Raw genomic sequence first — 13,157 nt, forward strand, 5'->3', positions numbered from 1 at the left:
TTATGCGAAGTCTTAATCTGATTTTCCAACGTTGGGTAGTGGACCAATTCAGACTGCAGAAGAACGCTTACGAGCAAGCCTGGAATTGTAAAACAAACTGGGTTGGTGAGTGTGCTTTGTCTTTTTGGTTTTCATTGAGTTTTGTATTTTTAAAGCCGGTTATTTCGGGTGTTCCCTCATGGAAACTGCCTTTGGTTTACTATCCAAACGTTAATTTTGCTGCGCCAAGATGGTTTGATCCTGTACGTTTTATTATCCAAAGCGTGTGGTTGCTTTGCTTCAGGCAAAACGTAAATACAGCATGGTCCAAAAAAACCAGCAGCTTAGCGATGACTTTAGCCGAGCAAATTCGCAATGCGTTCTACTTGCCATTTGAATTGGTTGCAAAAGGCGTCCGCTGGTTAGAACAGACAGCGAACAACATCAAAGATCCACAAGTTCGAGAGCGTATTAAAGCAAGTAAGTCAGCGATGGCGTTGAACTACACCTTGTTGTTTTTCGTGGTGTTAATCGCTTTGCTTTGTTTTACGGTGCCATTTGGTTATCAGGCTCAGACTGTCTTTGTACTGTTACTCTGGGCATTAGCGATGATGGTCCGTCGCATGCCGGGTCGTTTTCCTACCATGCTTTTGATCATCTTGTCGGTTACGGCCTCATGTCGATACTTGTGGTGGCGTTATTCGTCTACCCTGAACTGGGACGATCCTGTTGCTTTGTTTCTAGGGGGCGTTTTACTTCTAGCTGAGACGTATTCTTGGATTGTGCTGATGCTTGGCTACTTCCAAAATATCTGGCCATTGAATCGCAAACCAGTATCGATGCCACCGGATCAGTCAACTTGGCCAACCATTGACTTGATGATCCCTACTTACAACGAAGATCTCGATGTTGTGAAAGCGACGGTTTATGCCTCGTTAGGTGTCGATTGGCCGAAAGACAAACTTAACATCCACATTCTGGATGACGGCAAGCGTGGTAGCTTCCGAGATTTCGCCAAAAGTGTAGGGGTGAACTACATCCGCCGCCCAACGAATGAACATGCGAAAGCCGGTAACATTAACTATGCGTTGAAGCAGACCAGCGGTGAGTTTGTTGCGATTTTTGACTGTGACCATATTCCTACACGAGCATTTTTTCAGCTCACAATGGGGATGTTCCTGAAAGATCCAAAGTTGGCGCTTATTCAGACACCGCACCATTTTTTCTCACCGGATCCTTTTGAGCGTAACTTATCGAACTTTCGTAACGTGCCAAACGAAGGCAACTTGTTTTACGGCCTGATTCAAGATGGTAACGACTTATGGGATGCGACTTTCTTCTGTGGCTCGTGCGCTATTTTACGTCGAGAGCCTTTAGAGGAAGTCGGTGGTATTGCAGTCGAAACCGTGACGGAAGATGCGCACACGTCTCTGCGCATGCACCGTTTAGGCTATCGTTCTGCATATCTTAAGCAGCCGATTTCTGCTGGTTTGGCGACAGAAACATTGTCTGCACATGTTGGGCAACGCATTCGTTGGGCTCGCGGGATGGCGCAGATATTTAGGGTAGATAATCCATTGACTGGAAAGGGGCTTAAGCTCTCTCAACGGCTTTGTTACGTCAATGCCATGCTGCACTTTCTATCTGGTATCCCGAGGATTGTATTCCTGATCGCACCCTTGGCTTATTTGTTGCTGCATTCCTACGTGATTTATGCACCAGCGCTGGCGATCATTTTGTACGTATTACCCCACATGATTCACGCCAGCATGACCAACTCTCGTATGCAGGGTGACTACCGTTATTCGTTTTGGGGTGAGGTATACGAAACCGTGCTTGCTTGGTATATCGCAAGGCCAACAACGGTGGCTTTGTTTGCGCCCCATAAAGGGACATTCAACGTAACGGCAAAAGGCGGTTTGGTTGAAAAGTCTCACTACGATTGGGTGATCTCTCGACCATATTTGGTTTTGGTTGCACTCAACATTTTGGGCTTCGCTGTAGGGATTTACCGAATGGGGTGGGGGCCTCAAAATGAAATCGGTACAGTTATCGTGAATCTCGTATGGACGATGTACAACCTGTTGATTTTAGGTGCTGCCGTTGCGGTTGCAGTAGAAGCTAAACAAGTGCGAAAAGATCACCGAGTAGAGGTGGCGATTCCTGTCGCGGTTAGGCTTAATTCTGGGCATTTAATACAAGCGCAGATGAAGGATTTCTCTTTGGGGGGCGTGCGCATAGAAATTGACGGGGTCGATGAACCAACCTGTGCTTACTTACTCGGTCAAACCTTAGAAGTGATCCTCAATCGAGGTGGCCAAGAATTCGTGTTCCCTATGACGGTTGCCTATGCTCATAAGGGGATATTTGGTTTACAACTCAACGAATTGTCTCATCAACAACGAATCCAATACGTCCAATGTACATTTGCACGTGCAGATACATGGGCGAAATGGCAACAAGGTTATCAATCAGATAAACCTCTATCGAGTATGCAGGCTGTACTGCAAGTCGGCTTTAATGGATACAAACGCTTGCTGCAACATTGTCCTAAGTTTGTTCAGGTCAGTGTGGATGCACTTTTATTTTGTATCGAATTTATTTGGTCACTAAGACCTCGTTATGTCCCAATCAGGACCTCAAGTCATGCTAAATAATAAAAAACTAACAGCGTTGACAACGGCTATCACTCTCATGTGTATGTCGTGCAGTCTCGCGGCACAAGAAGTAAGTCAGCAACAAGCAACGCCTTTGGCACAGCAAGATGCTGAAGATTCGACCGTGTTTAAGCGCGTCATCCCATTTAGTCAATTAGGTTACAGTGGTTCAATTGCTATCCAAGGTAGTGAGGCCAGTGCTTATATTGGTTTCGGTTCGCGACTCGATGAGGTGGTGTCTAAAGCAACGTTGTACTTTGACATCACACCCTCACCAGCGTTGCTCTCTTTGGTTTCTCACGTCAAAGTGTATTTGAACAACGAGCTTATGGGAGTGGCGTCAATCGTCGATGGTCAGCAAGGCAAAAAATTGAGCTTATCGATGCCGCTGGATACTCGTTACTTCAGTAACTACAACCAAATTCGCTTTGAGTTAATAGGGAATACTCAGAAAGAGTGTGCCAATCCAAATGACTCGAGCATTTGGGCTGAGATTAGCCAAAGTAGTCGAATTGAGATGCTTGCTCAAAAGACAGTGCTGGAAAGTGACTTGAGTTTGTTACCGGCTCCTTTTTTTGATGTCCGTGATTTCAGCCAGTTAAATCTGCCTGTCGTGATGGGTAGCAAATACGATTTAGATGATGTCAAGGCTGCCGGTGTCTTGAGCTCTTACTTTGGTGCTCTTGCGGGTTGGCGTGGTGCTCAATTCCCTTTTAGTGTCGACACGTTACCTAAGCGCAACGCCATTGTCTTTGTTACCAATGACAACAAACCTGAGTTTCTGAGAGATTTTCCAGACACGGATGGCCCTCGTCTTCAAGTCATCACTCATCCAACAGACCCGTACGTGAAGTTTCTTCTGGTGACAGGCCGTGACAGTAAGGATCTTAACATTGCGGTGCAAGGTTTGGCGTTGGGAAACCAACTTCTTACTGGACCAATCGCGAAGATTAATGAAGTCAAACAAATCAAACCACGAGTCCCGTACGATGCGCCAAACTGGGTGAGTACGGCTCGTCCTGTTGCATTGTCTGAGTTAGTCGAACAAAAAAGCATGCTGCAAGTGGAAGGCCGAACGCCTCCACCAATCAACGTAAGTTTGCGTTTACCACCCGATCTCTTTACTTGGCAAAGCCGTGGTATACCGATGGATCTTAACTATCGTTATTCACCGCCTGCTGCGGATCATTCCGGCTCTCGTCTGACTTTGAGTATTAATGACCAATTCATTGAGGCGTTCAACCTAACCACAAAAGGTCAAGGTGGAGAATCTAACCGTATACGTGTTCCTTTGTTAGATGATGGCATTCTAAGTGGTGATACGTTTGTTCGCATTCCGGCTTTTAAGGTGGGTAGTCAAAACCGAATCGAGTTCGAATTTGGCTTTGCTTCGGTGACCGATGGGCAGTGCCAGGTAACGCAGCCAAGTAAGCAATACGCGGTTATTGATGGTGATTCTACTATTGATTTTAGTGGTTTCCCCCACTACATCGAAATGCCAAATATGCGCGCTTTTGCTACATCCGGTTTTCCTTACACTCGCATGGCTGATTTGTCAGAAACTGCTATTGTTGTTCCAGAGAGTGCTCCAAAAGAAGTGTTGCAAACCTTCTTAAACGTCATGGGGTCATTGGGACGTGACTCTGGGTACCCAGGTATTCAGGTGCTTTTGACAGATAAATGGAATGCTGAGCAACTAAAAAATAAAGATATCCTGACGATTGGTGTTGTGGATGCATTAGAAGAAGCCGCTAATAATCCTGACCAAGTTAACTTAGTGGTTAAAGAGGGTCAGAGACAAATTCGCCTACCAAGCAAAAATGAAAAGCAGCTCGGAATGAACTGGATGAGTCCAAGTGATGCTCGTCAAGCCGCCGCAGATTATGTTTCTGTCGAGGCAGAAGGCTCTTTTGCTGCTATTTATGGTGCAGAATCGCCATTTACGAAAAAACGCAGCGTCATTTCTATTATGGCGGCTCACCCGTCAGATTTTTCGTCGGTTGATCGCGCGTTGGCTGACTCCGGTAAAGTGGAGCACATGTTTGGCTCGGTGGTGACGTTGAGAAATAACGAAGTAGCAAGCTACAACGTGGGTTCGCACTACTATGTCGGTAAGCTTCCTGTGTGGCAGCTCGTTTGGTATCACTTCTCTAATCACCCAGTCATCGTTGCGTGCTTTGCCGCCTTGCTAGTGGTGATCGTAACCATTGTGCTTTGGCGCGTATTACGTCAAGTCGCGTCTAGACGTTTAGAAAAAACTGAGGAAGAGGAATAATGAAAAAACTCATCTCGTTCCTTATGTTGTTCGTGTCTCCTTACTTGTGGGCTAACACCTGCGAGTGGCCACAATGGGAAACATTTAAGTCGGTATACATGGAGCAAGGCCGAGTCGTTGATGGCAGTGACGAGCGTATGATTACAACCTCGGAAGGCCAATCTTACGCATTGTTCTTTGCCTTGGTTGCCAATGACCCTAAAACCTTCGATCAGGTTTTAAAATGGACTCAATCACATTTGGCTGGTGGGGATTTGACGGCAAGGCTTCCTGCTTGGTTGTGGGGAAGAAAAGAAAATGGTCAGTTCGGAGTCTTGGATTCTAACCCAGCGTCAGATTCTGATTTGTGGATAGCTTACTCCCTTGTTGAGGCGGGGAGATTATGGAATAACTACTACTATCAGACCCTTGGACATCTGATCGCGAGTCGTATTTTACGTGAAGAAACCGTCAACATAGCGGGAGTTGGAACGGTATTGTTGCCAGCTCCAACGGGCTTTGATGCCGACGGCCAGTACCGTGTGAATCCGAGTTATGTTCCGTTACAACTGATTGCTCGTATGCAGTCGCTGTACCCGCAATACAACTGGGACTCAATGTATAAGGCAAGTGTTCACATGCTAGAGAAAACGATGCCAGCAGGCTTTAGCCCAGACTGGGCAACATTGAGAAATGGTCGTTATAGCTCAGATGTGGTTACAGGGCCGATGGGCAGTTACAACGCGATCCGCACTTATCTTTGGGCGGGTATGCTAAATGACCAAGTTTCAGAAAAAGCAGTATTAGTGCAAAAAATGCAGCCGTTTGTCGCGGCAACCAAAGCCGTTGGTGCGCCAGCGAGAGAAGTAAATACTGAAACGGGTAAATATACCCAAGCAGGAAGCGCAGGTTTTTCTGCTGCGGCTCTTCCGTTACTCGCGGCTTCTGGTGAACCTACGCTGTTGGAGACGCAGTTTCGTCGTGCTCAAAATGAACTTGTGGCAGACAAAAACGATCATTATTACGACAACGTATTAAGTCTATTTGGGCTTGGTTGGCATGAAGAACGTTACCGTTTTGGTGTGCAAGGTGAATTGCTTCCTGCATGGAGCGAGAGATGTCAGTAACAGGACGCGCGTTATGGTGGATTCCACTGGTTGCTTTGGCGACTGGTGGCGTCGGCACTGTGCATGCAGAAAGCTTTAGTTCAAAACCTCTGACAAAGTCGCAGCTCGCACAGGTCTACAAGCCTATCGAGCTGGTTCAATTTTCCACATCATTAGCACGAGTTGACTCGGTTGAGTGGTTGGTTGAGCAGCTAAAACTGGCGGACGCGATTGGCCGAGATGATATTGTCGAGAGTACTCTGGAGAGGCTGTTCGCGATTGAAGAAAGCAATCCAACGGGGCTTTTCTATCAAGCGAATATGTATCTGAAACGTAAGCAGCCAGAATTAGCAAAACCGGTATTTGAGCGCTTAATCAGACAGGCGCCTCATTCGCCTCAAGCGAAAAACTTGTCATCGATTATGGCCATTCAGGGAGAGAAAAGAGCGGATTATCAGCGCGCTCAGTTGCTTGCAAAATCTGGTCGTTACGATGAAGCGATTCAAGCTTACAAAGCTCTTTTTCCAAATGGAATGCCATCACCAGCGTTACAACTTGAATTCCTACAGTTGCAAAGTAATTTGCCTGGCAGTTGGAGCTCGGTAAAACAGGGACTGGAACGTTTAAATGCAAATTATCCTAGTGTTCCGTCTTTTCAACTCGCGTTAGCCAACCATATTCGCAAAGAGAATCCTGCTGATCCATGGATTCTCGATACCTATAAAAAGTTAGCGCTTGCTCCTTCGGTTGGAACAAATGCGGCAACGTCGTGGTTGCGTGCATTGGATCAATTGCCTATTTCAGATCAAGTTGTTCAGCAATATGCCATCTTAGCTAGCTACTACCCGTCTGACATGGAGATACAAAGAGCGAATCAAAGCGCGAAAGATCGCTGGAAAAAGGAAAAGGAACTACGCAAAGACCCCACCTATCTCGCCAAGCTCAAAGGGTTAGCGTTGCTCGAGGAAGATAAAACCGGCCAAGCAGAAGCTCAGCTGCGTTATGCGTTGACGACTCGTCCGCAAGATCCTGAATTGCTTGGTGCTATGGGTAAGGTTTATCTACGTAGAGGGCAGCAACAAAAAGCGCTCGGATACTTTAAACAGGCTCAGCACTTAGATCATAATCCTGACTCGGCCTCAAAATGGGCAGCGCTAATCGAGACTTCTCAATATTGGGCGTATCTTGATCAAGGTGATGCCTTGGTCGAAAAAGGCCAGTTTAAGCAAGCAGAAAGCGCTTATCAAAAAGCGATTCAAGTAGATAAATCCCAACCTTATGCTTATTCATCATTAGGCTCTTTGTATCTGGTACAAGAAAATTATGCCGCGGCAGAGAAGGTTTTCAAACAAGCTTTGCAACTGGATAGCAGCAATAGCTCTGCATTGCGTGGTCGCTTAGATGTTCGTATTCAGCAGCAAGATTGGTCTGGCGCGGAAGCACTCGCGCGCAGTTACTCAGCCCCACAGCAGAAAGTGGTCGCTGAAAAAATAGCGAGCATCAAGTCGGAAGTTATTTTGACTCGTCTGCGGATCGCAATCGCTCAAAATGATCAGGCAACGATGAAAGCGTCCGTAGAGGAATTGATTGCGCTACAGCCAACCTCCCCATGGTTAAGGCTTGATATTGCTGACGTGGTTCATTCAATGGGCGACAAAGTACGCGCGGATACGCTGATGTCCGATTGGGCTACATCTAGTAATGACCCTGAAATGAAATTTGCTTACGCGCTTTATCTCGCGCAGGACTTCAACGTGAATGAGGCCATCGCTGAGCTAGAGAGTATCGCACAACATGATATGACAGACGCAATGCAGCGCAATTTAACCCGCTTGAAGCTTGATGCTCAGTTGAGAGACATTCAAACGCGTTACTTAGCTTCTCCCGAATCAGTAATGGCGACATTACGTGCGCTAGAGTCGGATTATCAAGGTCAAATTCAACCGCTCGCTCGTCTAGTGAGTGCGTGGTTAGACATTGATGAAGTTAAGGAAGCTGAGAGGATTTTCCAAAACATTTCGCTTTCAGAAGATTGGTCAACCGATGACAAACTGGCTTACGGCAGCATGATGGTAAGCTTGAATCACTTTGAAGATTTTGATCGTTGGTACGCGGACTTAGCATTAAATTCCGCAACACAAGATTTAAGTGCTTCGGAAGCATTACAGCTTGATGAACTCAAAACCCGTCGACTGTTGAGTCAAGCGGATCTGATGCTGGTTAATCAACAGCCTAAGCTTGCGTTGGATTTGTATGAACAAGTTTCTTTAAAGCCTGAGCCATTTAAAACTCAAGCAGAAATTGGCATGTTGCAAGCTAGTGCTTTGACTGGATATGAAGCGACGTATCACGACATGCACCTCATTTTGAATAAAAAGCGCGATAGCTTAACTGCGGCACAGTTGATGACAGTGGCCGCGGTGTTTAATCAACAAGGCTATCGAAATGACGCTAATGCGCTAAATCAGTTGTTGGATGCGATGCCTGATGCTGACGCATTAGCATTTCGCAATAGCATGTCTATAGCAATGGAAAATCAACAGTGGGCGTTAGCTGAAACACGCGCCTATCAAGCCTTAAATCGTGACCGAATGGATAAAAATCGTGAACCTGAAGAGGCGAAAAAAGAACCCCTAAGCTTACGCGAGCTATATGATACTGCTGACGACTACTGGTTGACTCGTAACGTCAAATCGGACATCGATAAACTGCATGATCGGAGTGATGGGCATGTCATGATTGGCTGGGATTACAGTGCACGAGATGGCCGTAATACTTCGAATCAAGTGCCCATAGAAGCCCGAATCCCGATAGAGAGCTGGGATGGGCACCTATTGCTAAAAGCCGATTATGTTTCTATCGATTCAGGTCAGTTGGACTATTATGAAAAAACCACCGATTCTGACAGCACTTCGTTCCAAAATGACGCATCAGGTATGGCATTTGGAGTGGGCTGGCAGGCTGAAGATTGGTTGGTCGATATCGGCACGACACCAATTGGTTTCGACCATACCACATGGGTTGGTGGTGTGCGCATCAATGGGGACCTGGGTGAGTTCGGTTGGACGGCAGAAGCTTCGCGTCGCCCAGAGACCAGTAGCGCGCTTTCTTATGCTGGAATGTCTGTCCCTAGCGGCACGACTGACCCTCAAGGGACTAAATGGGGCGGAGTTGCTCGTACTGGTGTGAAGTTGAGCTCAAGTTGGGACATTGGTGGCCCTTACGGTTTTTGGAGTAGCTTGCAGTATCATGTTTTGACTGGTGAAAAGGTTGAGGACAACACTCGTTTAGGCGTGCTAGGTGGAGCGTACTACAAGTTAATTGCAACGGATGACCAGCGTTTAAGTATAGGTACGAACTTAATGTACCTTGATTACGACAAAAATCTGGGTGAGTACACGCTAGGTCACGGTGGCTACTACAGCCCGCAAAGTTACTTCTCGGTGTCTTTACCTATCAACTTTTATGGCCGATACAACAGTTCTTGGTCATATCAATTGAGTGCATCCGTCTCTAACTCTTGGACTAAGGAAGACGCGCCATACTTATCGACAGTAGCGGAGTCAGACAAAGGTGGTGGTTTTGGTACGTCGTTGCAAGCGGCGGTGGAAAAGCGAGTCAGCAAACGTTGGTATCTTGGTGCGTTAGTCGATGTACAACGTTCTGAGTTTTATACACCAAACCATTTCATGCTTTATGCCAAGTACACCTTTAATGATCGTTGGCAACCAATAGAGTATCCGCCAGCAGCACCAACGTTGTATAGCGACTTCTAACAAAAAACAAAGGCCGGAAATCCCGGCCTTTGTTGTCTTATTCTTAGAAGAATGCGGCGCTTAGTACAAAATTGAGTAAAGCTGGCGACGATATTTGCTTGCTAATGCGTTACCTTGACCTAGTGCACTGAGAATATCCATAAAAGTCTTCTTCACGTCACCGTCTTGGGCGCCCAAGTCTTTTTTAAGAATATTCCACAGCAGTTCCAACGCTTCTTCATCCCGACCAACTTGGTTGTATTGTACCGCCAATTCACAAGCGAGTTCGAAGTTTGCCATGTCTGCTGCGTATGCTTGTTCTAGTCGCTGTAACTCAGGGCTATCTGCAGCCTGCAAATGCAGCTCGAGCTTGGCTATTAGGCTCTTGTAGTAGTTATCTTGATACTCGAGAGGGATAGCGTTCAGTAGTTCTTGGGCAATATCAAATTGTTTGGTTTCTAGCAAACAATCAGCCATCGCGAGTTTCACATCACCACGCTCTTGCAGCTCTGGCGGCAAAGTGTGGATGATGCTCAAAGCCTGAGCATGCTCACCTTGCTGAAGAAGTTCACTGACTTGTTTTAATAGTTGCTCATCTGGGCTTGGCAAATGCTTTTGTAGCATGGTAGCAATGGCATCAATTGGCTGGGGGCCTCCCAGACCATCGACGGCTTGACCATTTATAAACAGCGCGATAGTTGGCAATACTTGCACGCCAAATTGAGACGCTAAAGCGGGCTGATCTTCACAATTTAGTAGAGCAAGCGTAAATGCACCGTTGTACTGTTGAGCAAGAGATTGCAACTCAGGGAGTATCTGTGCGCTTTCTGGCTGAGCGTTGGCCCAAAAGTGGATCAAAACGGGCGTGTTCATTGATCCTTCAAGCGTTTCGCGAAAGTTCTGTTCTGTTATCTCAACGATAAATGGGGATTGCATCAGAGTATCCTTGCCTTGTGTCTTGTCGTTGATATTAGATATGGAGTTGATTTAGGTGAAATTCAAGCGACATTCACCATCAATAATGAATCATTCTATTTTGAGAAAACGTGAGGTAATAGAGTGAGGTTATTGCTGCTCAGGTGTTAGATAAAAAGAAAACGCTGCCGAAGCAGCGCAATTCTAATGCTATTTGTTAGTGCGGTATCAAAATAGGATGAACATGGTCAACACTACACCCACACTAAGCCAGTTAAGCTGATTTAATGTCATTGTTGCCTCGCAGTAGTATAAACATTGCTACAAAACGTAATGGGTGGCGATACCAAATCTAAGCAACTCAATCACTTTGGGCGAAAGAATCCCCGCTGAATTGCGTAGAAATTGATTCGTTTAGTTGAGGTTTTTTTAACCTACATGTTCATAATGACATCACATTGTTACGGTGAAATTACATTTCGACAAAACTTTTTTATGCAGCCTGTCGCAAAATTTTATCAAGTGCACGGGTTGGTAATAGTCTTTTCAAGACTGCGAATAATTTAGTCGGTGTAGTAATTCGATAACGAATTTTCGGTGAAACGCTAGTTAATGCATGAAGAACTGGTGCGATGCAAGACTCTGCAGGCAAAACAAATCGATTATTAGACTTGTCGTTGTTGAGTCGCTCTCTTTGTCCTTCATAAGCATCACGATGGGGGCTAGATTCAATATCAACCCACTTCTCAAAGGCTCGTAATGCATTGTTTCTAAATTGAGTTTCGATCGGTCCTGGTTCTATCAATGCTACTTTGATATTCGTATCCGCAAGCTCTAGCCTGAGCGTATCTGTCCAGCCTTCTAAGGCAAATTTTGATGCATTATAGGCACCACGGTATTTCATTGCGGCAAAACCAAGAACAGAGCTGTTTTGTATGATGCGTCCTTCGCCTTGCTGGCGCATATGGGGAAGCACTTCTCTGACCAACTGGTGCCAACCAAAAAAGTTGGTCTGAAATTGATCTTGAAGAGCCTCGGTGGGTAAGTCTTCCAGTGCTCCGGGCTGACCATAGGCACCATTATTGAACACTGCGTAAAGCTTACCTTCTGCTAACTCTAGCGCTTGCTTCACGCCCGAAGAAATGCTTTCTGGGCTATTTAGGTCTAGATTGATGCAGGTTAGCCCTTCATTAATTAGGCGCTGGACATCTTGTTCTTTCCTACAAGATGCAATGACATTAAATCCCTTGTTTTGTAGGGCGTGAGCGCACACGTAACCGATGCCGGTTGAACAACCCGTAATGAGAATCGATTTTTTCATAATTTAATTTAAGACTCAGAAACATTGATTAGAGCCATCATTCATCAGCTCCGTTCATGAAGCAAGTGCTTGAGTGCTGGCTCTATTCTGGAGTAGCTAAATTTAAAGCCCAGTTCGGTGAGTTTTTTGGGTTTGGCTCTCATGCTATCAAACAACAAGCAGGAAGATTCTCCCATTAGGAGCTCCATCGCCCATTTAGGCGTGAACAAGATATGCGGACGTTTTAGCGTTTTAGCTAGTGTGCCGCTGAATATACGATTAGTCACAGGGTGGGGGGCGCACATATTGAATGCACCGTGGGCATGTGGTGTTTCAAGCAAGTACATGATGGCGCGGACCATATCTAGGATGTGAATCCAAGGCATGTACTGATTACCGTTCCCAAGTGGGCCGCCTACGCCAAGCTTGTAAGGTAATAGCATCTTTGCCAACGCACCACCATTAAGGCCGAGTACCACGCCAGTTCTCATTAGACAAACCCGAGTTTGTTCCGACTCTGCGCGCTTGGCTATTTGCTCCCACTTTGCACATACCTCGTGAGGAAAGCCGTCGCTATTAACATGTAAGCACTCATCAAACGGATGATCTTGTTGATCACCATAGTAGCCAACTGCCGAGCCACTAATAAAAACAGAGGGAGGTTCGGTACTTGCGTGGATCAGCTCAACAATTTGCTCGGTAATTTTCCAACGACTTTTGCAGATTTTTTCTTTTTGCTCGCTGGTCCACCTTTTATCCGCAATAGGCTCACCTGCAAGATTAATGACGGCATCAACGTGATTGAGATCGGCGAACGACTCGAGCGAGTCAAGGTATTCGATATTACCCAGATCAGCATGCTGTAGGCATTGTTTTGCTCGCTCTGGAGAGCGTGTAAGTAGCATAACCTGGTGAGTTGATAGCAGCTTGAGCAACTCCGAGCCAATAAACCCAGTGCCACCTGTGAGTAATATCTTCATGTTATCTCTTTGAATGTACACGTATTAGAACATTATAGTCGTTTTGTGCTTAGCTTGATCATCTCAACACCATTATTTCTGGGATAGTGACAAGCTGGCAGAGATACTATTAACTTCACATATTAGAAAATATGTAACTAAATGTTATAGATGGCGCTAGTGCATTCACGGTAGAAGAGTGAAATCTATGCCAGACTAGAAGTTATCGCTC

The 13,157-nt window shown here is 45.9% G+C and carries 7 protein-coding genes; 4 read left to right on the forward strand and 3 right to left on the reverse strand.

The features are described from left to right. Nucleotides 1–2: 2 nt before the first annotated feature. The 4 genes from bcsA to R7F67_RS13000 are packed head-to-tail and all read left to right on the forward strand — an operon-like array spanning nt 3 to nt 9,772. The gene (bcsA, locus tag R7F67_RS12985; RefSeq protein WP_085569968.1) at nt 3–2,636 is read left to right on the forward strand and encodes a UDP-forming cellulose synthase catalytic subunit; all 2,634 of its coding nucleotides are present in this window, start codon (nt 3–5) and stop codon (nt 2,634–2,636) included. Next, on the forward strand, nt 2,626–4,911 hold the full coding sequence (gene bcsB / locus R7F67_RS12990) for a cellulose biosynthesis cyclic di-GMP-binding regulatory protein BcsB (RefSeq protein WP_318057206.1): 2,286 nt from the start codon (nt 2,626–2,628) through the stop codon (nt 4,909–4,911). Before bcsA ends, bcsB begins: the two co-directional genes overlap by 11 nt. After that, complete coding sequence (gene bcsZ, locus R7F67_RS12995) at nt 4,911–6,017, forward strand: cellulose synthase complex periplasmic endoglucanase BcsZ (protein WP_138939149.1); 1,107 nt, start codon at nt 4,911–4,913, stop codon at nt 6,015–6,017. The genes bcsB and bcsZ overlap by 1 nt, the downstream gene beginning before the upstream one ends. Continuing rightward, nucleotides 6,008–9,772 (forward strand): cellulose synthase subunit BcsC-related outer membrane protein, encoded by a 3,765-nt coding sequence (locus R7F67_RS13000; protein ID WP_318057207.1) that lies wholly within the window; start codon nt 6,008–6,010, stop codon nt 9,770–9,772. The genes bcsZ and R7F67_RS13000 overlap by 10 nt, the downstream gene beginning before the upstream one ends. A 60-nt stretch (nt 9,773–9,832) precedes the next feature. Here the strand turns inward: R7F67_RS13000 and R7F67_RS13005 are convergent, their stop codons facing one another. The 3 genes from R7F67_RS13005 to R7F67_RS13015 form a co-directional block, all read right to left on the reverse strand. Further along, on the reverse strand, nt 9,833–10,687 hold the full coding sequence (locus tag R7F67_RS13005; protein ID WP_005388628.1) for a co-chaperone YbbN: 855 nt from the start codon (nt 10,685–10,687) through the stop codon (nt 9,833–9,835). Nucleotides 10,688–11,159: 472 nt separating this feature from the next. After that, entirely contained in the window at nt 11,160–11,987 is an 828-nt protein-coding gene (locus tag R7F67_RS13010; protein WP_017819960.1) for an SDR family oxidoreductase, read from the reverse strand. A gap of 44 nt (nt 11,988–12,031) precedes the next feature. Continuing rightward, nucleotides 12,032–12,946, reverse strand: coding sequence for a TIGR01777 family oxidoreductase (locus R7F67_RS13015; protein ID WP_318057208.1), 915 nt, complete (start codon nt 12,944–12,946; stop codon nt 12,032–12,034). Between the last annotated feature and the right edge of the window lie 211 nt (nt 12,947–13,157).

The organism is Vibrio sp. YT-17 (assembly GCF_033337375.1).
GTDB lineage: Bacteria > Pseudomonadota > Gammaproteobacteria > Enterobacterales > Vibrionaceae > Vibrio > Vibrio alginolyticus.